Annotated in this window: 19 protein-coding genes and 1 riboswitch; of the genes, 11 read left to right on the plus strand and 8 right to left on the minus strand. The window is 68.2% G+C overall.

Annotated elements, in window-relative coordinates; genetic code table 11:
* Positions 1-54: 54 nt before the first annotated feature.
* Positions 55-894 carry an HpcH/HpaI aldolase/citrate lyase family protein gene (locus QM693_RS02030; protein ID WP_283351193.1) on the plus strand — a complete coding sequence of 280 codons (840 nt, stop codon included), beginning with the start codon at positions 55-57 and terminating at the stop codon, positions 892-894.
* 58 nt (positions 895-952) lie between these two features.
* Here QM693_RS02030 and QM693_RS02035 read toward each other — a convergent pair whose 3' ends face one another.
* A complete protein-coding gene (locus QM693_RS02035; RefSeq protein WP_283351194.1) occupies positions 953-1,138 on the minus strand; it encodes a helix-turn-helix domain-containing protein in 186 nt (61 codons plus the stop codon).
* 210 nt (positions 1,139-1,348) lie between these two features.
* On the opposite strand from QM693_RS02035, the gene QM693_RS02040 reads away from it, so the two are divergent.
* From QM693_RS02040 to QM693_RS02050, 3 genes are all read left to right on the plus strand, one after another.
* Positions 1,349-1,786 carry a helix-turn-helix domain-containing protein gene (locus tag QM693_RS02040; RefSeq protein ID WP_283351195.1) on the plus strand — a complete coding sequence of 146 codons (438 nt, stop codon included), beginning with the start codon at positions 1,349-1,351 and terminating at the stop codon, positions 1,784-1,786.
* Positions 1,787-1,875: 89 nt separating this feature from the next.
* A complete protein-coding gene (locus QM693_RS02045; protein WP_283351196.1) occupies positions 1,876-2,340 on the plus strand; it encodes a PIN domain-containing protein in 465 nt (154 codons plus the stop codon).
* A gap of 69 nt (positions 2,341-2,409) precedes the next feature.
* The gene (locus QM693_RS02050; protein WP_502942575.1) at positions 2,410-2,646 is read left to right on the plus strand and encodes an arginase family protein; all 237 of its coding nucleotides are present in this window, start codon (positions 2,410-2,412) and stop codon (positions 2,644-2,646) included.
* A 63-nt stretch (positions 2,647-2,709) separates the two neighbouring features.
* On the opposite strand, the gene QM693_RS02055 is transcribed toward QM693_RS02050, so the two are convergent.
* A complete protein-coding gene (locus tag QM693_RS02055; protein ID WP_283351197.1) occupies positions 2,710-3,600 on the minus strand; it encodes a LysR family transcriptional regulator in 891 nt (296 codons plus the stop codon).
* 136 nt (positions 3,601-3,736) lie between these two features.
* Here QM693_RS02055 and QM693_RS02060 point away from each other — a divergent pair, with 136 nt between their 5' ends.
* The 3 genes from QM693_RS02060 to QM693_RS02070 are packed head-to-tail and all read left to right on the plus strand — an operon-like array spanning position 3,737 to position 7,994.
* Positions 3,737-5,104: an MFS transporter gene (locus QM693_RS02060; protein ID WP_283351198.1), complete on the plus strand. Its 1,368-nt coding sequence runs from the start codon at positions 3,737-3,739 to the stop codon at positions 5,102-5,104.
* Positions 5,101-6,816: an acyl-CoA dehydrogenase family protein gene (locus QM693_RS02065; protein ID WP_283351199.1), complete on the plus strand. Its 1,716-nt coding sequence runs from the start codon at positions 5,101-5,103 to the stop codon at positions 6,814-6,816. Before QM693_RS02060 ends, QM693_RS02065 begins: the two co-directional genes overlap by 4 nt.
* A complete protein-coding gene (locus tag QM693_RS02070) occupies positions 6,813-7,994 on the plus strand; it encodes a CaiB/BaiF CoA transferase family protein (RefSeq protein WP_283351200.1) in 1,182 nt (393 codons plus the stop codon). Before QM693_RS02065 ends, QM693_RS02070 begins: the two co-directional genes overlap by 4 nt.
* Before the next feature lie 6 nt (positions 7,995-8,000).
* Here the strand turns inward: QM693_RS02070 and QM693_RS02075 are convergent, their stop codons facing one another.
* A complete protein-coding gene (locus tag QM693_RS02075; protein WP_283332231.1) occupies positions 8,001-8,696 on the minus strand; it encodes a FadR/GntR family transcriptional regulator in 696 nt (231 codons plus the stop codon).
* A gap of 196 nt (positions 8,697-8,892) precedes the next feature.
* Here QM693_RS02075 and QM693_RS02080 point away from each other — a divergent pair, with 196 nt between their 5' ends.
* From QM693_RS02080 to QM693_RS02090, 3 genes are all read left to right on the plus strand, one after another.
* Positions 8,893-10,257, plus strand: a complete 1,365-nt coding sequence (locus QM693_RS02080) for an SLC13 family permease (RefSeq protein ID WP_283351201.1) — start codon at positions 8,893-8,895, stop codon at positions 10,255-10,257.
* Positions 10,258-10,423: 166 nt separating this feature from the next.
* Positions 10,424-11,620, plus strand: a complete 1,197-nt coding sequence (locus tag QM693_RS02085; RefSeq protein WP_283351202.1) for a CaiB/BaiF CoA transferase family protein — start codon at positions 10,424-10,426, stop codon at positions 11,618-11,620.
* Positions 11,620-13,128, plus strand: coding sequence for a carboxyl transferase domain-containing protein (locus tag QM693_RS02090; RefSeq protein WP_283351469.1), 1,509 nt, complete (start codon positions 11,620-11,622; stop codon positions 13,126-13,128). The genes QM693_RS02085 and QM693_RS02090 overlap by 1 nt, the downstream gene beginning before the upstream one ends.
* Before the next feature lie 68 nt (positions 13,129-13,196).
* Here QM693_RS02090 and QM693_RS02095 read toward each other — a convergent pair whose 3' ends face one another.
* Genes QM693_RS02095 through gcvP form a run of 5 tightly spaced genes read right to left on the minus strand, consistent with a single transcriptional unit; the run spans position 13,197 to position 20,357 of the window.
* Positions 13,197-14,579 (minus strand): L-serine ammonia-lyase, encoded by a 1,383-nt coding sequence (locus QM693_RS02095; protein WP_283351203.1) that lies wholly within the window; start codon positions 14,577-14,579, stop codon positions 13,197-13,199.
* Positions 14,580-14,583: 4 nt separating this feature from the next.
* On the minus strand, positions 14,584-15,852 hold the full coding sequence (gene glyA / locus QM693_RS02100) for a serine hydroxymethyltransferase (protein ID WP_283351204.1): 1,269 nt from the start codon (positions 15,850-15,852) through the stop codon (positions 14,584-14,586).
* Entirely contained in the window at positions 15,849-16,253 is a 405-nt protein-coding gene (gcvH, locus tag QM693_RS02105; RefSeq protein ID WP_009475688.1) for a glycine cleavage system protein GcvH, read from the minus strand. Before gcvH ends, glyA begins: the two co-directional genes overlap by 4 nt.
* A 37-nt stretch (positions 16,254-16,290) precedes the next feature.
* Entirely contained in the window at positions 16,291-17,406 is a 1,116-nt protein-coding gene (gene gcvT, locus QM693_RS02110) for a glycine cleavage system aminomethyltransferase GcvT (RefSeq protein ID WP_283351205.1), read from the minus strand.
* Entirely contained in the window at positions 17,403-20,357 is a 2,955-nt protein-coding gene (gcvP, locus tag QM693_RS02115) for an aminomethyl-transferring glycine dehydrogenase (RefSeq protein WP_502942576.1), read from the minus strand. The genes gcvT and gcvP overlap by 4 nt, the downstream gene beginning before the upstream one ends.
* 122 nt (positions 20,358-20,479) lie before the next feature.
* Positions 20,480-20,571: riboswitch (glycine riboswitch) on the minus strand.
* A gap of 283 nt (positions 20,572-20,854) precedes the next feature.
* Between gcvP and lipA the strand changes: the two genes are divergently transcribed.
* Positions 20,855-21,784 carry a lipoyl synthase gene (gene lipA, locus QM693_RS02120; RefSeq protein ID WP_283351206.1) on the plus strand — a complete coding sequence of 310 codons (930 nt, stop codon included), beginning with the start codon at positions 20,855-20,857 and terminating at the stop codon, positions 21,782-21,784.
* The last annotated feature ends 17 nt before the right edge of the window (positions 21,785-21,801 follow it).

Consider the following 21,801-nt stretch of genomic DNA (forward strand, 5'->3'; position numbering starts at 1 on the left):
GACAGCGCAGTCCTCGCCCGAGTAGAAGTCACATCGAGAGGAAACGAGAATCGGATGACCCTCACATCGTCGGCACAAGCCGCCATAGTCCCCGCGACACATGCGCGCTCCTGGCTCCTGGTCGCGGGCTCACGTCCGGACGAGTTCGCCGCAGCCACGAACTCGGCGGCAGACGCGGTGATCTTCGACCTCGAGGACGGTGTTGTTCCGTCCTCGAAAACACAAGCCCGCGAAGACGTTGCGCGTTTTCTGGCCGGTGGGGGCACCGGGTGGGTGCGCATCAACGACGTCACCACCGCGGACTGGACCGCTGATCTGGACGCGATCCGGGGGCTCCCGGGACTGAGTGGCGTGATGCTCGCCAAGGCCGAATCTGCGGACCACATCGATCGCACGGCTGCCGAGCTGCCCGGCATCCCGATCCTCGCCCTGGTCGAATCGGCGCGTGGCGTCGAATTCGCTTTCGACATCGCCTCGGCCGATGCCACGACCCGAATTGCATTCGGCACCGGCGACTTCCGCCGCGACACCAATGCGGGCGCCAACCCCGACGCGATGGCCTACGCACGGGGACGGCTCGTCGTCGCCAGTCGGGCGGCCGGACTCCCCGGTCCCATCGACGGCCCCTGCCTGACAGGCGAACCCGATCTGTCCGAGGCATTGGCCGTCACCAGGTCGATGGGCATGACCGGCAAGCTCTGCATGCATGTCGGCCACACACCGATCGTCAATCGCGAACTGTCCCCGCTACAGAGCGATGTGGCCTGGGCTGCCGAGGTCATCGCACACCTCGGCGCGCAGGGTGAGAACATCGCCGACGGCAGCGATCGCCCGAAGCTCGCGCGTGCCCTGCGAATCACCCACCTGGCCGACGTCTTCTCGGTGTCGGCCTGAGCGTGCCGGCAGTGTCGACCTTCTCGTTCGGACGATCCATCGGGCGGGACGGCGGTAGTCACGGGGTCGGCTTGGACTCCGACCAGTCGCCGTCCCGGGTGTAGAGGAGTTCCGCGGCGCGCACGGCGAGCCAGAGTTCGGAGAGAGAGTTGGTATCCGCCAGATCGCGGGACGTCAGCGCCTCGACCTTGCGGATGCGATACATGACGGTCTGCCGGTCGACCAGAGTGTGAGCGTCCGCCACGCTCGACAATCCCGCGGCCCTGCCCCTCGACGCACCGGTCGAGGTGGAGCTGACAATCGCGGTCGACCGCTGGTTCGCTAATTCACGGGGAGCGACCGGTTCCAACCCCTCCCGGGGCGATCCTGGACAGAGGGTGGCGTCGCTGACGTCGCCCGGCCGCCGTTGCGGTTGTTTCGTTTGTTGCGTATATTTCGTTTAGGAGGTGGCGTGATGTCCGCAGCGCATGATCAGCCGACCGTTGTCGAGCAGGAGCAGGCCCGACAGGCCCTGCAGTTGCTTCGTGACGTCGATCCGGCGGGGGAGACCCTCGATGTGACCGTGGCCGGCACCGCGGAGTCGGTGCATCTTCCTCGCGCGGCGCTCGAGCTGATCCGCGAGGTGTTGGCGAATATGGCCGCCGGGCAGGGGGTCACCGTCGTCCCGGCGCACGCGGAGCTGACGACCCAGCAGGCTGCGCAGATGCTCAATGTCTCGCGCCCGCATGTGATCAAGCTCCTCGACGAGGGGCACATCGAGTACCGAATGGTAGGCCGGCATCGCCGGATCCTCGCATCGTCTTTGCTCGCCTACCAGCGGACGCAGCTGGGGGCCTCGCGTGCCGCCGCGGACGAGCTGGCGGCCCTGACGGAAGACCTCGGACTGTACTGACGTGACCTTCACCGTGCTCTATGACGCGAATGTCCTGTACCCGAATGTTTTACGAGACGTGCTGATCCGGGCTCGCGCAGACCGGCCTGGTGCATGCCCGGTGGACGGATCGCATCCTGGACGAGACATTCGAGAACTTGGCTGAAAATCGCCCGGACATCCCGACTGGGACGTTGACGAAGCTGCGGGAGCTGATGAATAGGGCGGTACCGGACTGCCTGGTCACCGGCTACGAGACACTCATCCCCGCACTCACACTGCCGGATGAGGACGACCGGCATGTGCTGGCCGCGGCGATCCGCGCCGGCGCCCAGGTCATCGTCACCGCGAATCTGCGGGACTTCCCCGATGCGGAGCTGGCGCAGTTTGGCATCGAGGCAAAGCATCCGGACGAGTTCGTGATGGATCTGTTCCACCTCGACGGGGTACGGGTCCACCAGGCGGTCAGCGCGACGGCCACAGCCTGGCGTAATCCACCCGGGACCCCGGCTGATGTGTGTGATCGCCTTGCGGCGGCGGGGCTACCTATTTCCGCGGCCGCGCTCCGCCGCTGAGCGGCGCCGACGACCAGTCCGGTGGCGGCTGCTGTTCCCACTCGGTGGGTGGGGACACGGACCGTTAGGTTGTCGGCCCTGTTGCGGCGCCCGTCGGCCAGTTGCTTGCTGCGTCAGCTGACCGGGCTCAATGTCGTCGGCGCCGACGTCGTCGAGGTGGCCCCAGCCTACGATCACGCCGAGATCACTTGTGTTGCAGCGGCTACCGTGGTGTTCGATCTCGTCTCGCTCATGGTCGCGGGTTCGCAGCGTGCGCCCGTGTCCGCGGCGGCCGACGCCATCGGCGCGTCGGCGGCGAGTTACTGAACGTCCTGAACAGGCGGTGTCCCGGCGACGGGGCACCGCCTCTCGGCGTTGGCGCGGCCGGAGCTACCCGACCTCCCCGATCACCTCGCGCAGTACCCGGGTGACCGTCTGCACTGCAGGTGAGGGGTTGGCGTCCTGCCAGGCCATGGCGATGGGGAGGGTGGGGGCGTCGCCGGCGATGGGCAGGTATTCGACACCGTCCATCGTGAGGTGCGCGGTCGAATCCACCACGACGGCGACGCCGACCCCGGCGCCGACCATCGCGAGCAGGCTGTACGGGTCGGGCGCCTCGTGCGCGACGACGGGGGCGAATCCTGCTGCCGCGCAGAGTGCGAGCGTCGCGTCGCGGACCACGGAACCGTGTTCGGCGGGGTAGATCACGAACCGTTCGCTCGCCAGTTCCTGCGGCACGACGGCGCCCGCGTCGACGAGACGGTGCCCGGCCGGGACCGCCACCATCAGTGCCTCAACGCGCACGGTGTGGGTGGCGAAGCCCCGCGGGATCGGCAACCCCACGATGCCCATGTCGAGGGTTCCGCGGGTGAGGGCGTCGAGCACCTCACCGGAGTACATCTGCGGGCGTAGGTCCAGTTCGATGCCGGGGTAGGCGTCGGCGAGGGAGCGGGCGAGAACGGACAGCACCGTGTAGCCGCCCGCGCCACCGAAGCCGACGGTGACGCGGCCGGTCTCCCCGGCTGCCGCCGCCTGCGCGATGCCCTTCACGATCCCGACCTGCGCCTCGATGGTCCGGGCCGGACCCACCAGCGCCTCGCCGGCGGCCGTGAGCCGCACGGAGCGGGTGGTGCGGACGAACAGATCGGTTCCCAGTTCCCGTTCGAGGGCCCGCACGGTCTGGCTGAGCGGGGACTGCGCCACGTGGAGACGTTCGGCGGCCCGCCCGAAATGCAGTTCTTCCGCGACCGCGAGAAACGCGTGCAGGTGACGGAGCTCCACGACCCCTCCTCGGAACTATGTGCCTGAATCACCTAAACAAGCTTAATTAAGTCTTGGACTCTACACGGAATTCCGACGATAGTGATGCACACCACCTCTGCGTCGGCGTGACGCCCCACGAAAGTCAGGGAGAACCGTGAACCCGAATCCCGGCCGCGACGCGGCACCACCCGAATACAGCACCAAGCAGGCCCGCAAGGCCGGTGTCACCGCGTTCGTCGGCACCACCATCGAGTGGTTCGATTTCTACATCTACGGCACCGCCTCCGCACTCGTGCTGGGCCGGTTGTTCTTCCCCGACGCCTCGCCCGCGGTGGGCACCCTCGCCGCCTTCGCGACGTTCGCGATCGGCTTCGTGGCCCGCCCGCTCGGCGGGATCGTGTTCGGTCACTTCGGCGACAAGTTCGGCCGCAAGAACGCCGTGATCATCACGCTGATCCTGATGGGGATCGGAACGGTCGGCGTCGGCTGCCTCCCCACCTACTCGCAGATCGGGATCTGGGCGCCCATCCTCCTCGTCGCGCTCCGCGTGGTCCAGGGCATCGCGATGGGCGGTGAGTGGGGTGGCGCCGTGCTCATCGCCACCGAATTCGCGCCACCGAACAAGAAGGTGCTGTATGGCGCATTCGCGCAGCAGGGATCGCCCGTCGGCAATCTGCTCGCGACCCTCGCGTTCCTGGCGCTGACATTGTTGTCGGACAGCGTGTTCGAGTCCTGGGGCTGGCGTCTGCCGTTCCTCGCGTCCGCCGCGCTCGTCGTCGTCGCGCTGTACATCCGGCTGCGGATCTCGGAGACGCCGGAGATGAAGAAGGCCGTCGTCGCCCAGGAGCGCACCCGGATGCCGCTCGTCGAGGTACTGCGCTCGCACCCGGTCGAACTCGCCCTCGGCGTGGGGGCCGTGGTCGCGGGTGTCGCCATCACCTACGTGAAGACCACGTTCGCACTCGCGTGGGCCACCGCCGACCTCGGATTCGACCGCGGGGACTTCCTCCTCGTGATCACGATCGCGCTCGTCGCGCAGGTACTCGTGCAGCCGTTCGGCGCCGTGCTGGCCACGAAAATCGATCCGTCGCGGGCGGTCCGGTGGATGCTGCTGCCCGAACTCGTGTTGCTGCCGTTGATGTTCCTTCTCGTGCAGACCGGGTCGGTGCCCCTGGCGATGCTCGGCATGGTGCTGGCCACCGCGCCGCACGCGATGTACTACGCCGCGCTCGCCGGCATCCTCGCCCAGGTCTTCCCGACCAACGTCCGCTACACCGGAATCTCGCTGTCGTATCAGCTGTCGACGGCGATCTTCGCCGGAACCGCCCCGGTGCTCTGCCAGTTCCTGCTCACCCACACCGACTCGATCTGGCCGGTGGTCGCCCTCGGACTCGGTTACGTCGTGCTCTCGCTCGCCTGCATGACGCTGCTGCTCCGCCGCGGGAAAGCCCGCTCGGACCGGGCCGACGCCGAGCCCCGCCCCGAACACACCTCGACCCGGAAAGATGCTGCCCACTCATGAATTTCGCTCACACGGATCCCGCCCTGCGCGCCGTCGTCGACCGGTGGACCGCACCGTCGGACCGCGACAAGTTGAACACCCTGCTCGACCGGCTGGGCGCCGACGCCGGCGACCGGCTCGACGCCCTCGCCGCCACCGCCGACAAGAATCCGCCGGTGCTGCAGCAGTTCGACCGGGACGGCGAACGCATCGACCGGATCGCGTACCACCCCTCCTACCAGGAACTGTGCCGAGCCGCCTACAGCGAATACGGACTGTCGGCACTGTCGCACCGCGGCGGCCTGCACGGCTGGGACGACGTCCCACCGCACCTGGTGAAGTACCTCGCGTCGTACGTGTTCGTGCAGGCCGAGTTCGGGCTGGCGTGCCCGGTGTCGATGACGGATGCCGCCGCCCGCACGCTGCGCATGTTCGGCGACCCGGACGTGTTCGGACCGTGGATCGACGCACTGACGTCGACGGACCCCGACGGCGCGATGACCGGTGCGATGTTCATGACCGAACCGCAGGCCGGCACCGACATCGCCCGCACGGAGACCCGGGCCGAGCGTGACGGCGACGCGTGGCGGCTGACCGGGAAGAAGTGGTTCGCGTCCAATCCCGACGCCGACGTCATCGTGACCCTCGCCCGGTTCCCAGGCGGCGACGACCAGTCCACCCGCGGCGTCGGAATGTTCATGGTGCCCAAGGTTTTGGCGAACGGCGACCGCAACAGCTACACGATCGACAGGCTGAAGGACAAGCTCGGCACCCGCTCGATGCCCAGCGGTGAAGTGTCGCTGGCCGGTGCGTACGCCCTTCAGGTGGGCGAACTCGACCGCGGGTTCCGGCAGATGGCCGAGATGGTGAACACGTCGCGGCTGTCGAACGCGATGCGGTCGAGTGCGCTGATGCGACGAGCCGTGCGGGACGCAGTCGACCACACCCGGGAGCGGGTCGTGTTCGGCAAGGCCCTGTTCGACCAGCCCCTGATGCGGGCAACCCTGCTGCCGCTCGCCCTCGACGCCGAGGCGGCGCTCGCCCTGGTGGCGTACAGCGCGCAGTGTCTGCAGGCGGCGGACGCCGGCGACGACTCCGCACGTGCCCTGATCCGGGTCCTCACCCCGCTCGCGAAGCATTACATCTGCAAGCGGGCGCGCGTGGTCACCGGCGAGGCCATGGAGGTGCGGGGCGGCAACGGTTACATCGAGGAATGGGCCCACGCGCGCCTGGTCCGCGACGCCCACCTGGGGTCGATCTGGGAAGGGTCGAGCAACGTCATCGCCCTGGACGTGCTGCGGTGCATGCGCAAGCTCGGTGCGCATCGCCGGCTGGCGGACACGATGCGCGGCATCCTCGCCGGACTCGGACCCGACTGCGGCACCGGCGCCGATGTTCTCCGCCGACGCTGGGACGACCTGGTCGAGGAAGGCGATCTGCTGGTCGCCGGAGACGACGACACCGCGCAGGCCGGATGCGCGCGCTACGCGAACGAGTTGGCCCGCGCGGCGATGGCCACCCTGCTCTACGACCTCGCCGACTTCGCGATCACCTCGGGCAGCGGCTACCGGTCGCTGCTCGTCGCGAACGCCTACCTGTCCGGCGACACCGGACATCTCCCGGGGGCTGCCCTCGACCACCTCGCTGCCGTCGTCGACGACACCGATGTCACCGCCGATGCCGCTCAGGCCGCCGCACCCCGATCCGACTCTGCGACAGGAGTTCTCCTGTGAACACCACCCACACCGGTCCGGCGCCCCTCGCGGGTGTGCGGGTGCTGGACCTCTCGAAGATCCTCGCGGGACCGTACGCCACCATGTCGCTCGCGGACCTCGGCGCCGACGTCACGAAGGTCGAACACCCCGACGGCGGCGACCCGACACGGTCGTGGGGTCCGCCGTTCGTCGGCCCCGACGCCACGTACTACCTCGCGATCAACCGGGGCAAGAAGTCGGTGACCGTCGACCTCAAATCGGAAGAGGGACAGGACGTCATCCATCGCATCCTGGAAGAGACCGACGTCGTCGTCGAGAACTTCAAGCCCGGCAGCGGATTGCAGCGAATCTTCGACTACCGGACGCTGTCCGAGCGGTACCCGCATCTGGTCGTGCTGCACATCTCCGCGTTCGGCGAGGACGGTCCGCTGCGCGACGAACCGGGTTACGACATGATCGCGCAGGCCGCAGGCGGGCTGATGTCTCTCACCGGTGAGCCGGGCGGGGCGCCGATGAAGGCAGGATTCGCGATGGGTGATCTGGGGGCGGCACTCTTCGGTCTGATCGGAGTGCTCGCTGCCCTGGTGGAGCGGTCGCGGACCGGCCGAGGGCAGTACGTGACGACGTCACTGTTCGAATGCCAGCTCGCTCTGCACGTGAACTGGGCGACCAATTACTTCGCGACCGGCGAGCGTCCCGGCGCGCTGGGCTCCGGTCATCCCAATCTCGCTCCGTACCAAGCATTTCCCGCGAGCGACGGATACTTCGTCCTCGCGGTGGGCAACGACACTCAGTGGGGGAGCCTGTGCTCCGCGATCGCACGCGAAGATCTGACGACCGACCCGCGCTTCGAGCGCAACCGTGACCGCGTGGCGAATCGTGGTGATCTCGAGCAGGAGCTGTCGACGGCCTTCGCGTCGGGAACCGTGGAGCACTGGTGCGAGACACTCGCCGCGCACGCCGTGCCCGTGTCACCGATCCGGCACCTCGACGAGATCTACGCCGACCCGCACACTGCGGCACTCGGGATGATCGGCACGGTCGACCACCCGACGCTGGGCAGCCTGCGGCAGATCGCGTTCCCGGTCAGTTTCGCAGGCGTGCGCCCGCGTCTGACGTCCGCGCCGCCGGTACTCGGCGCCGACACCGACGAGATTCTCGGTGCCCACCGGCCGCAGTCGGTGGTCGGCGGGTAGACCCGGTTATCCGCCCTCGCGCAGCAGCGCGACGTCGGACACCATCCGGATGTGATCGGCCATCGCACGGGAAGCGCCCGCGGAGTCCTGGTCTCGAATCGCCGTCGCGATGCGGCGGTGCCCTTCGAGCGAGGCCCGCGGGCGTTCTGCTTGGGACAGGGATTCGATCCGGGTCTCCCGGATCAGCCCGGAAATCTCGTGCATCAGCTTGGCCAGCAGTGACGAGTGCGCCGCGACGGTGATGGCCTCGTGGAACTGTTCGTCGCCGACGACGCCGCGATCGCCAGCGGCGATCTCGGCTTCCATCGTCGCGAGGGCGGCATCGATCGCCGCCATTTCCGCGTCGGTCCGGCGCTCGGCGGCGAGCCCGGCAAGCTTCACCTCGAGTGCCTCGCGGGCCTCGATCACCTCGGGGAGACGATCGGCGTGTTCGCGCAGCGCCTTGACGGCTCGTTCCTCGATGGGGCGGCGGACGAGCACGGCACCGTCCCCGTGCCGCACCGACACCACACCCTGTACCTCGAGGGCGACGAGCGCCTGACTCAGGGAAGCGCGACTCACGCCCAGTTGAGCGGCGAGTTCACGCTCGGCGGGGAGTCGGTCGCCCGGCGTCATCTCGTGGTCGGCGATATGGGCGCAGAGCTGTTCGACGATCACCTCGTACAGCCGCGGTCGTGCTACCGGACGCAGTTGCTCAGCCACTGGGCCACCCACTCTCCATTCCACTGAAACTACTCCACGGTATCTCGCACAGGCATGTAACCGCATCCACAGTTCCTATTGACAGTGATCCACGACACTGCTTTTATGAAGTGGCTAGGCCAATCTGCCACTGAGTCAATTTGCTCGCCGGCGGCGGTCGAGACCAGATGCCACTGCCACAGAACCGGAGACTTTCATGTCGACCGAGTTGATCCCCATACTTGCGCTCGCTGTCATGTTCCTGGCGGCGACCGTGCTGCCCGTGAACATGGGCGCTCTCGGCTTCGTTGCCGCCTTCTTCGTCGGAACCCTGTCACTGCACATGAGCAGCGACGACATCATCGCCGGATTCCCCAGCAGCCTGTTCCTGACGCTGGTCGGCATCACCTACCTCTTCGCGATCGCCCAGAACAACGGGACCGTCGACCTCATGGTCCGCGGGGCGGTCCGGCTGGTCCGCGGTCGTGTCGCGCTGATCCCCTGGGTGATGTTCGGGATCACGGCGGTACTCACCTCGATCGGCGCGCTCGGCCCTGCCGCCGTCGCGATCGTCGCGCCGATCGCTCTCGGCTTCGCCGCCCGCTACAAGATCAACGCCCTCCTGATGGGCATGATGGTCGTCCACGGAGCGCAGGCAGGCGGCTTCTCGCCGATCAGCATCTACGGCGTCACGGTCAACGACATCGCGTCCAAGGCGGGATTGACCAACAGCCCGCTCACCCTGTTCCTCGGAAGCCTCCTGTTCAACGCCGCTATCGGGGTGCTCCTGTTCGTCTTCCTGGGCGGTCGGGACCTGATCGGGCGCAGCGTGCACGACGACGGCGCCGAGAACACCGAAGGAACTGGTGCCGGTGGCTCGGGCGGAGGAGTGCCCGCGACCGGAGGTGGCTCGGGGTCCGGAGGGGCCACCGCGACCAAGGTGCGCCCGACGGCGACCCTCGCGGGCGCACCCGCACGCCCCGGAGTCACATTCGATCAGGCCCTCACTCTGGTCGGTCTCGCCGCGCTCGCGGTGTTCTCGCTGATCCTCGACCTGGACGTGGGGTTCATCTCGATGACGGTGGCCGTCGTCCTGGCGCTCGCCTCGCCTAAGGCGCAGAAGGGTGCGATCGCTCAGATCAGCTGGTCGACGGTTCTGCTCATCGGCGGCGTGCTCACCTTCGTGGGGGTCCTGCAGGAGGCGGGCACCGTCGAGTACGTCGGAAACGCGGTGGCCAGCCTGGGGATGCCTCTTCTCGTCGCTCTTCTGCTCTGCTACATCGGGGCCATCGTCTCCGCATTCGCGTCGTCCACGGCGATTCTGGGAGCGACCATTCCGCTCGCCGTCCCCTTCCTCCTCGCCGGCGAGGTGGGCGCGGTGGGCGTCATCGTCGCGCTCGCCATCTCTTCGACCATCGTGGACGTCAGCCCGTTCTCGACCAACGGAGCGCTGGTCCTCGCGAACGCACAGAACGTCGATCGAGACCGTTTCTACAAGCAGATCCTGAAGTACAGCGCCCTCGTCGTGGCCATCGGGCCACTCGTGGCCTGGGCGATTCTCGTGGTGCCCGGCTGGCTCTGACGGCCGGCGGGGAGGCGACCGGCCCGCCTCCCCGCGTCATTGCGTCGATTTTCACCTCTTGACATCGGTCGGATCAGATGTTTCATTTAATTGGCTAGTCCACTAGGTCACTGCACCAACAGTCCAGCTCTCGCGGCTCTCGCCAGGAAGTAACGGGTGGTTTCACATGTCCACGAACACGATGGAGCGCACAGGTCCGCTGCAAGGAGTGGTCGTCGTCGATCTGACCCGCGCACTCGCGGGCCCCCACGCGGCGATGATGCTCGGCGACCTCGGCGCCGACGTCATCAAGATCGAGACCCCGCACGGCGGCGACGACACCCGCGGATGGGGGCCGCCCTTCGTGGAGCCTGCCGACGCCGAGCGGGAATCGACGTACTTCCTGTCCGCGAATCGGAACAAGAAGTCGATCACCCTCGACCTCAAGGCCGAAGACGGACACGCCACCCTCGAATCCCTCGTCCGGCGCGCCGACGTCCTCATGGAGAACTTCCGCACCGGCGTCCTCGACCGCCTGGGATTCACCACCGAACGGCTCGCGGAGCTGAACCCGCGCCTGGTCGTCCTGTCCATCAGCGGTTTCGGTCACGACGGACCCGAAGGCGGACGCGCGGGGTACGACCAGATCGCGCAGGGCGAGGCCGGACTGATGTCGCTGACCGGCCCCAATCCTGACGACGTCCAGCGCGTCGGCGTGCCCATCGCGGACCTGCTCGCCGGCATGTACGGGGCGTTCGGCGTCGTCGCCGCCCTGCAGGAACGTGAGCGCACCGGACGGGGCCGCGTCGTGCGAACGTCGTTGCTGGCCAGCGTCGTCGGCGTGCACGCCTTCCAAGGGACGAAGTGGACCGTCGCCGGCGAGGTCGGTGAGGCGCAGGGCAACCACCATCCCTCGATCTCGCCCTACGGGCTGTTCCGCACCGCCGACGGCGCCGTCCAGATCTCGGTCGGCAGCGAAGGACTGTGGAAGCGGTTCTGCGCGGGCTTCCACCTCGATCCGGAAACCCCCGGAATGGCCACGAATCCCGAACGCGTCGAGAACCACAAGCAGGTCCTGGAACTGGTCGAGGACGCGTTCGGCGCGTACACCAGCGACGAACTTCTCGTCGAACTCGACCGCATCGGAGTGCCCGCGGGACGCGTCCGGACGATCTCCGAAGTCTACGAATGGGAGCAGACCAAGTCGCAGGGACTGCTCGTCGACGTCGACCACCGCACACTCGGCAACATCACGCTGCCCGGCCCGCCCCTGCGGTTCTTCGAACCGGACGGCACCGAGGTCACCGAGACCCGGCACACCGCACCACCGGTCCTCGGCGCGGACAACGACACCGTGATGTCGTGGCTGAAAGAGTGCAGCTGATGGCTCGCCTGACCGCTCCCGAACTGCTCGACCTCGTAGTCGACGCCGGCACGTGGGAGTCCTGGGACACGCCCCCGATCCAGGTCGCGGCGGACCCCGAGTACGCCGACGAACTTCTTCGCGCACAGGAGAAGACCGGCCTCGACGAGGCGGTGCTGACCGGAGTGGCCACCATCCGTGGCCGCCGAACGGCAATCCTCGTCTGCGAATTCGGCTTTCTCGGCGGCTCCATCGGAGTGGCCGCCGGCGAGCGTCTCGTCGCCGCGATCCGGCGCGCCACGCGCGAGCGCCTTCCGCTGCTCGCCCTGCCCACGTCGGGTGGCACGCGAATGCAGGAGGGAACGACCGCGTTCCTGCAGATGGTCAAGATCACGGCGGCGGTGATCAAGCACAAGGAGGCGCACCTGCCGTACCTCGTCTACCTGCGGAGCCCCACGACCGGCGGAGTGTTCGCGTCCTGGGGGTCGCTGGGGCACGTCACCATCGCGGAACCGGGAGCGCTCGTCGGTTTCCTCGGACCGCGCGTGTTCGAGGCGCTGTACGAGTCGCCGTTCCCGGCGGGGGTCCAGACCGCCGAGAACCTGCACGCGCACGGACTCATCGACGCGGTGCGGCCGCCGGATCAGCTCGCCGAGATCGTCGACCGCGCGCTGCGCATCATCACCTCCGGCCGTGGTGGCCGGCCGTCGCTCGCGGACGCCCCCGTCCACGAGAGTCTGCCGGACGTCCCCGCCTGGGATTCGGTGGTCGCCTCGCGCCGCGAGGACCGGCCGGGGGTGCGGGAGGTGATGTTCCACTCCGCGTCGGATGTTCTTCCGCTCAACGGAACCGGTCAGGGCGAGGTCGATCCGGGCTTGATCCTCGCCCTCGTCCGGTTCGGTGACATGCCGTGCGTCCTGCTCGGGCAGGACCGTCGAGGGCAGACCACGCGGTCGCCACTCGGCCCGGGCGCTCTGCGGGAAGCCCGCCGGGGAATGCGGCTGGCGGCGGAACTGAACCTGCCGTTGGTGACGGTCATCGACACCGCGGGCGCGGCATTGTCGAAGGAGGCGGAGGAAGGCGGTCTGGCCGGTGAGATCGCCCGCTGCATCGCCGACATGGTCTCGCTCGACGTCCCCACCATCTCCCTACTGCTCGGGCAGGGCACCGGTGGCGGCGCGCTCGCGTTGATCCCGGCCGACCGGGTGCTCGCGGCCCAGCACGGCTGGCTCTCACCCCTCCCACCCGAAGGTGCGAGCGCGATCCTGCACCACGACATCGCACACGCTCCGGACATGGCCGCCCGGCAGGGAATCCGGTCGTCCGACCTCCTCGCGAGCGGCATCGTGGACGAGGTGATTCCCGAATTCCCGGACGCAGCAGACGAATCCACGGCGTTCTGCACCCGGGTGGGTGCGGTACTCCACCGCGAACTGTCGCTCCTCGACGCGGCAGACACCACCCAGCGACTCTCCGACCGTGCGGAGCGATTCGACCGAATAGGTCTGTTGCAGCCCGCACATGCGTGACCGCGGTGCCGGGGATCCCGATCGGATCCCCGGCACCGCGTTCATTCACTGGCCCTAGAGGACTTACGTCAGCATTCGACGAGGTTCACCGACACGTTCACGGCGAGACCGCCGGTGGAGGTCTCCTTGTACTTCGAGCTCATGTCGGCGCCGGTGGCCCGCATCGTCTCGATCACCTGGTCCAGGCTGACTCGGTGGGTGCCGTCGCCGCGCAGCGCCATCCGGGCGGCGTTGATCGCCTTGCCCGCCGAGATGGCGTTGCGCTCGATGCACGGAATCTGCACCAGGCCGCCGATGGGATCACACGTCAGACCGAGACTGTGTTCCATCGCGATCTCCGCCGAGTTCTCCACCTGCTGCGGGCTGCCGCCGAGGATCTCGGCGAGCCCGGCGGCGGCCATGGACGCCGCGGAACCCACCTCGCCCTGACAGCCCACCTCGGCCCCGGAGATCGAGGCCCGTTCCTTGTACAGGGATCCGATTGCGCCGGCCGCCAGCAGGAATCGCACCGTCGTTCCGTCCGGGTCGGCCTTCCCGGCGGGGGTGTAGTGCAGCGCGTAGTGCAGGACCGCCGGGATGATGCCGGCCGCCCCGTTGGTGGGGGCGGTGACGATCCGTCCGCCGGACGCGTTCTCCTCGTTGACGGCGAGCGCCACCAGGTTCACCCAGTCCTCGGCGAACGCGGGATCACGACCCGGATCCTCCTCATTCAGCCGCTCGTACCAGCCGCGGGCGCGGCGGCGTACCCGCAGACTGCCGGGCAGGTACCCGTCCCGGCTGATTCCGCGTTGCTGGCACTCGACCATCACGTCCCGGATGTGCAGGAGCCGCGCCCGGACCTCCGGCTCGGGCCGGAGGGCGCGTTCGTGCTCGAGCATGACCTCGCTGATCGTGAGCCCGTAGTGCTCGCTGAGGTCGAGCAGTTCGAGCGCAGACCCGAACGACAGCGAAGTCGCGCCCGCGTCGACGGGCAGCTCCGGTTCGGCGCCGGTGACGACGAATCCGCCGCCGATCGAGAAGTACGTCTGCGCGTGCAGTTCACGGCCGGTCACGCCGGTGGCGGTGAGGGTCATTCCGTTGGGGTGAAAATCGAGGACCGTCAACGGGTGCAGCACCATCTCGTCCTCGGCGAGCGGGATGTCGGCGGTCCCGCCGAGGCGGATCCGCCGACTCGCCCGCACCTCGTCGAGTCGCGTCTCCATCTCCTCGGTGGCGATGGTTTCCGGCCGATACCCCTCGAGGCCGAGGAGGATCGCCGACATGGTGCCGTGGCCGGCGCCGGTGGCCGCGAGCGATCCGTACAGATCGACACGGACACCGGCGACGTCCCCGAGAAGGCCGAGTGTGTCGAGGTCGTCGACGAACGTGCCCGCTGCCCGCATCGGCCCGACCGTATGCGAACTCGAGGGTCCGATACCGACCGAGAACAGGTCGAACACACTGATCGTCACGACTTTATAGACCCGGGTAGAGGGGGTACTTGTCGGCCAGTACCCGCACTTCGGCGGCGAGTCTTGTCGTGTCGGCGCCGTCCGCTGCGACCAGTGCCTGGGCGATCAGGTCTGCGACCGTCACGAAGTCGTCGCGGCCGAAGCCGCGGGCGGCGAGTGCCGGCGTGCCGATGCGCAGACCGGACGTCACCATCGGCGGCCGCGGATCGAACGGGACGGCGTTGCGGTTGACGGTGATTCCGATCGCGTCGAGGCGGTCCTCGGCCTGCTGCCCGTCGATGGCGGCATCCCGCAGGTCGACGAGGACGAGGTGCACGTCCGTGCCGCCGGTGAGGACGCTGATTCCGGCTTCCTTGACGTCGGGTCGGCTGAGCCGTTCGGCGAGGACCTTCGCACCGTCGAGGCAGCGTTCCTGACGCTCCGCGAAGTCGGGTTCGGCCGCCATCTTGAATGCCGTTGCCTTGCCTGCGATCACGTGTTCCAGTGGGCCGCCCTGCTGGCCGGGGAATACCGCGGAGTTGATCTTCTTCGCGATGGCGGCGTCGTTGGTCAGGATGATGCCGCCGCGGGGTCCGCCGAGGGTCTTGTGCGTCGTCGACGTGACGACGTGTGCGTGCGGGACGGGGGACGGGTGGAATCCGGTGGCGACCAGGCCCGCGAAGTGGGCCATGTCGACCATCAGGTATGCGCCGACCTCGTCGGCGATTTCCCGGAAGCGGGCGAAGTCCAGGTGCCGGGGGTAGGCGGACCAGCCGGCGATGATCAGTTGCGGCCGGTGCTCGCGTGCCGCCTTCGCCACCTCGTCCATGTCGATGCGGTAGTCCTGCTCGGACACCCCGTAGGCGGCGACGTTGTAGAGCTTGCCGGAGAAGTTGAGGCGCATGCCGTGCGTGAGGTGGCCGCCGTCGGCGAGGGACAGTCCGAGGATCGTGTCGCCCGGCTTGATCAGCGCGTGCATCACCGACGCGTTCGCGGTGGCACCGGAATGCGGTTGCACGTTGGCGTATTCGGCGGCGAACAGCGACTTGACGCGGTCGATGGCGAGCTGCTCGATCGCGTCGACGTGCTCGCAGCCGCCGTAGTAGCGCCTGCCCGGGTACCCCTCGGCGTACTTGTTGGTCAGCACGGACCCCTGCGCCTGCATCACCGAAAGCGGTGCGTGGTTCTCCGACGCGATCATCTCGAGGCCGGTGCGCTGGCGCCCCAGCTCCTTGCCGATCAGTGCGGCGACGTCCGGATCGAAATCCGCGAGATCGCGGTTCAGGACGCTCATGCCTGCACCCCGTTCTTCTCGGCGTACTCGGCCGCGGTGAGGAGCTCACCGGCGGCGGACGGCTGGACGGCGAACAGCCAGCCCTCGCCGTACGGGTCGGAGGTGACCAGTCCCGGGTCGTCGACGGCGGCGGTGTTGATCAGGGTGACCCGGCCGCTCACCGGCGGATACAGCTCGGACACGGTCTTGGTCGACTCGACCTCGCCGCACGATTCGCCGGCGACGATGGTCGCACCGACCTCCGGCAGGTCGACGAAGACCAGCTCGCCGAGCGAGTTGACGGCGACCGACGTGATGCCGACGCGGACCGGTTCGTCGGGGAGGGCGGCGCCCGGCTCGATCAGGACCCACTCGTGGTCGTCGGTGTAGCTGCGGTCGTCGGGGAAGGCGTGCGAAGACATATGTGACCCTTTCGGGGCTGAAGTGGGAGGGAACGGCTCAGGAGCGGCGGTAGAACGGCGACGGCGTGACCACGAACGGTTCCTTCTTGCCGCGGATGTCCACCGTCAGTTCGGTGCCCGGTTCGCGGAACGCGACGTCCACGAACGCGAGCGCGATCGGATGCCCGAGCGTCGGAGACAACGCCCCGGACGTGATGGTGCCGACCGCTGACTCACCGGCCGCGTCCAACACGGTGTACTCGGCACGCGCGGCCCGGCGGCCGCCTCCGGCGAGGCCGACGAGCACCCGCTGCGGGGACTGATCCGACAACCTCTGCAGGGCATCGCGGCCGACGAATTCCTTGTTCAGCCGGACCACCTTGCCGAGCCCGGCCTCGTACGGATTCGTGTCGAGGGTCAGTTCGTGGCCGTACAGCGCCATTCCGGCCTCGAGGCGGAGGGTGTCGCGGCAGGCGAGGCCGGCGGGGACGCCGCCGCGGGTCGTGGTGGCGTCGAGCAATGCGCGCCACAACTGTACGGACAGCTCGTTCGGCACGTACAGCTCGAAGCCGTCCTCCCCGGTGTACCCAGTACGGGCGAGGAGGACGTCGATGCCGGCGACCACCGCGCGCGCGACCGCGTAGTACTTCAACTCCGCCACAGTGTCGACCTGCTCGGCGGGAACGAGGGACTGCACGATGCCCTGCGCGGCCGGTCCCTGCACCGCGATCAGTGCGGTCTCCGCGGACTGATCGTCGACGTTCGCGGAGAAACCCTCGACGCGTGCCGCCAGTTCGCGGTGCACCGTCGGCGCGTTGGCCGCATTGGCCACCACGAGGAAATGCTCGTTGGCGAGACGGTAGACGACCAGATCGTCGATGACTCCGCCGTCCGCATTGCACAGGAGGGAGTACTTGGCTCTGCCGACGCCGATCTTCGAGAGTTCGCCGGCCAGAGCATAATCCAGGACCGCTCCGGATTCGGGTCCGGTGACCGCGATCTCGCCCATGTGCGAGAGGTCGAACAGTCCGGCGGTCTTGCGGACGGCGTGGTGCTCGGCGAGTTCGCTGTCGTACTTCAGCGGCATCTGCCAGCCCGCGAAGTCGGTGAAATGGGCTCCCAGCGCGCCGTGCTCGCCGAGCAGCGGGGACGCGGGCGTCGTGGTGAGGGTCATGCGAAGGCCTCCTCGGGGGTCTCGGCGATGGCCGAAGTGTCGATGTCGGTGGTGTTCTCGAAGGCCTCGGGCGCCGGGCACGAGCAGACGAGGTTGCGGTCGCCGTGGACGCCGTCGATGCGACGCACCGGGGGCCAGTACTTGGCGGCGCGAAGCGACGCGACGGGGTAGGCGGCGAGGTGGCGGGGGTAGGGCAGGTCCCATTCGTCCGCGGTCACCTGTTCGGCGGTGTGCGGGGCCTGACGCAGTGGGCTGCGCTCGAGCGGCCACACGCCATCGCCGACCAGGTCGATCTCGCGGCGGATCGACACCATCGCCTCGATGTAGCGGTCGAGTTCGGCCAGATCCTCGGACTCGGTCGGCTCGACCATCAGGGTGCCGTTGACGGGGAACGACAGGGTGGGCGCGTGGAAGCCGTAGTCGATCAATCGCTTCGCGACATCCTCGGCGGTGACGCCGGTCAACTTGGTGATGGGCCGGAGGTCGAGGATGCACTCGTGTGCCACCAGACCGGACGGGCCCGTGTAGAGGACCGGGAAATGCCGATCCAGCGACCGGGCGACGTAATTGGCTGCGAGAACCGCGGTTTCGGTGGCGCTCGTCAGCCCGTCCGGTCCCATGAGTGCGATGTACGCCCACGTGATGGGCAGGATGCCGGCCGATCCGTAGTTGGCCGCCGACACCGGGGTGCCGAGGTCGTCGCCGCCCAGCGGATTACCGGGCAGGAACGGCGCCAGATGCTCGCGCACCGCGACAGGCCCGACACCGGGACCACCGCCGCCGTGCGGGATGCAGAACGTCTTGTGCAGGTTCAGGTGTGACACGTCGCCGCCGAACTTACCTGGCTGTGCGAGGCCGACCAGCGCATTGAGGTTCGCGCCGTCGACATACACCTGCCCGCCGGCCTCGTGCACCAGATCGCAGACCGTCCGCACGTCGCTCTCGTACACGCCGTGCGTGGACGGGTAGGTCAGCATAATCGCGGCCACCGCGCCCTCGTGCGCCGCGATCTTCGCGCGTAGGTCGCCCAAGTCGATGTTGCCGTTCTCCGCGGTCGCGACGACGACGACCTTCATGCCCGCGAGAACCGCGGACGCCGCGTTGGTGCCGTGCGCGGACTGGGGGATGAGGCAGACGTTGCGTCCGAAGTCGCCGCGGGATTCGTGATAGCCGTGGATCGCGAGCAGCCCGGCCAGCTCACCCTGGGATCCGGCGTTGGGCTGCAACGAGACCCGGTCGTAGCCGGTGATCTCGCCGAGCCAGCGTTCCAGGTCGGCGACGAGCTCGAGGTAGCCGGCCGTCTGCGCGACCGGGGCGTACGGGTGGATGGACGCGAACCCGGGCCAGCTGATGGGTTCCATCTCGACAGCGGAGTTGAGTTTCATCGTGCACGATCCGAGCGGGATCATAGTGCGGTCGAGCGCGAGGTCCTTGTCCGACAGTGTGCGCAGGAAGCGGAGCATCGCGGTTTCCGAGCGGTGATCGTGGAACACAGGGTGCTGCAGGTAGTTCGACGTCCTGGCGAGTGCCGAAGGCAGTTCGGCCGCCGCGACGGTCGTCGGCTGCGCACCGAACACGGCGACCACCCGCCGGACGATGTCGTCGGTGGTGCACTCGTCGCAGGCGATCGCAACGTGATCGGCGTCGACGAGGCGGAGGTTGATGCCGTCCCGATCGGCCGACTCCACGATCGCCCCGGCACCCGCCGGGACCCGCACGAGAACCGTGTCGAAGAAGCTGTCGTGGACGATTGTGTGACCGGCGGCGCGCAGGCTTCCGGCGATGGTCGTCGCGTGGTCGTGCACCCTATTTGCGATGGCGCGCAGCCCTTCCGGACCGTGGTAGGCGGCGTACATCGCGGCGACGTTCGCAAGCAGTGCCTGCGCCGTGCAGATGTTGCTGGTCGCCTTGTCACGCCGGATGTGCTGTTCGCGGGTCTGCAGAGCCAGCCGGTAGGCCGTCTTCCCGTCGACGTCGACGGACACTCCGACGAGACGGCCGGGCAGCATGCGCTCGAGCCCGCCGCGCACGGCCATGTAGCCGGCATGCGGTCCGCCGAAGAACAGGGGCACACCGAAACGCTGCGCCGACCCGACAGCGATGTCGGCGCCCTGCTCGCCGGGCGGCGTCAGGATCGTCAGCGACAGCAGGTCCGCCGCGACCGTGGTCAGCGCGCCGCGCGCCCTCGCCGCGGCGATCATCGGAGCCAGGTCGCGGACCGCGCCGCTCGCACCGGGCGCCTGGAAGACCACCCCGAACATGTCACCGTCGGGCAGCTCCCCGGACAGTTCCGCGACCACCACCTCGATGCCCACCGCCTTCGCTCGTCCCCGGACGACGGCCAGCGTCTGCGGCAGGCAGTCTGCGTCGAGGACGACGCGGTTGGTGGCGGACTTCGACTTGTTCGCGCGTCGCATCAGCAGCACCGCCTCCATCACGGCGGTCGCCTCGTCGAGCAGCGACGCGCCGGCCAGGGGAAGGGCGGTGAGATCCTCGATGACGGTCTGGAACGTCAGCAGCGCCTCCAGCCGGCCCTGGGAGATCTCCGGCTGATACGGCGTGTAGGCGGTGTACCAGGCGGGGGACTCGAGCATGTTCCGCCGCAACACCGCGGGCGTGATGGTGTCGGAGTATCCGAGACCGATCATCTGGACGCGGATCTCGTTGCGCTCCGACAGTGCCCGCAGGTCGGCGAGCACCTGCTGCTCGGACCGCGCCGCGGGCAGATTCAAGGGCTGTGAGCTGCGGATCTGGTCCGGCACCGCGCTGTCGATCAGGTTCGCGAGACTGTCGTAACCGAGGGCGTCGAGCATCCGCCGCGACGCGGAAGCATCAGGACCGATGTGGCGGGACGGAAAGTCGCTGGTGAGCGGCACGCCGTGGGTGGCGGTGCGGGGTTCTGCTGGCACGAGGTGACTCCGGTTTCGTTGAGTCCGGACCGCACCGGACATCGACAAGGGGGCACCTCCCCGCTCTGTCCTGAAACCTGAGAGTTTGGGCGCACCGCAACTGCGGCGTGCTCTTCACCTTCGGTAAGTTCCGGCTTTACGGCCGATACTTTCTCCAGAGTTGCCTCTGCGCTGCGGTACTGGGGCCTGAGAGATTCCCGGGGAGGAAGTTGCTCCTACGGCGCCTCCGAAACGGAGGTTCTCCCGCTGCGCGTCAACGGCGTCTTCAGTTGTGATTGGCCAAACAGTACACAGACGCCGCGGGTTTGTCTCCTTGGACCGACGGTGTTGCCAAAAGTCCTCGTCGTTTGGCATCCTCGATGCATCTTCGCTCCGACGTGACCGCACACGCCGGACGATGAGAGCCCAGATGCCCGCAGCCGCAACGGTTGTCGAAGTGTGCTCGCTCTCCCCAATCGCCTGCCCCGGTTCCGCGCTGTCCACCGCGCGGGTCCGACGACGCATACCGACCGGTTTCGACCGGCCCTAGGAGTCCCCCCATGACTGCACAGCCTGACGGCCGCCGACTGCTCCGCCTCGAAGTCCGCAACGCTCAGACCCCGGTCGAACGCAAACCGTCGTGGATGAAGGTGCAGATGCGGACAGGCCCCGAATACCGGGACCTCGCCGCCCTCGTCGAACGCGAGAACCTGCACACCGTGTGCCAGGAAGCGGGATGTCCCAACATCTTCGAATGCTGGGAGGACCGAGAGGCGACGTTCCTCATCGGCGGAAGCCAGTGCACCCGGCGGTGCGACTTCTGCCAGATCGACACAGGCCGGCCCGCCACACTCGACCGGGGCGAACCCAGGAGGGTCGCGGAGTCGGTGCAGACCATGGGCCTGCGGTACGCCACCGTCACCGGGGTTGCCCGCGACGATCTGCCGGACGGCGGCGCCTGGCTGTACGCGGAGACGGTCCGGCAGATTCACGAACTGTGCCCGGGCACCGGCGTCGAACTGCTGATCCCCGATTTCAACGCCGATGCCGCGCAGCTACGCGAGGTGTTCGACACCCGCCCGGAAGTACTCGCGCACAATGTGGAGACTGTTCCCCGGATATTCCGTCGTATCCGCCCTGCCTTCACGTACGAGCGGTCCCTCGAGGTGATCACACGGGCTCGGGAGGACGGCCTGATCACCAAGTCGAACCTGATCCTCGGGATGGGGGAGACCACGGACGAGGTGATTCAGGCCCTCCGGGACCTGCACGCGGCCGGCTGCCAGTTGATCACGATCACGCAGTATCTGCGGCCGTCGGCCCGGCACCATCCGGTGGCACGGTGGGCGACGCCGGACGAGTTCGTCATGCTCGACGGGATCGCCCGCGAGATCGGCTTCCTCGGCGTCCTGTCCGGTCCGCTCGTGCGCTCCTCCTATCGGGCCGGCCGCCTCCACGCGGAGGCCGTCGCCGCAACCGCAGTTCACTGAACCCCACCCTCTTCCGT

Source organism: Rhodococcus sp. IEGM 1305 (genome assembly GCF_030058635.1).
Taxonomy (GTDB): Bacteria; Actinomycetota; Actinomycetes; order Mycobacteriales; family Mycobacteriaceae; genus Rhodococcus_F; species Rhodococcus_F opacus_D.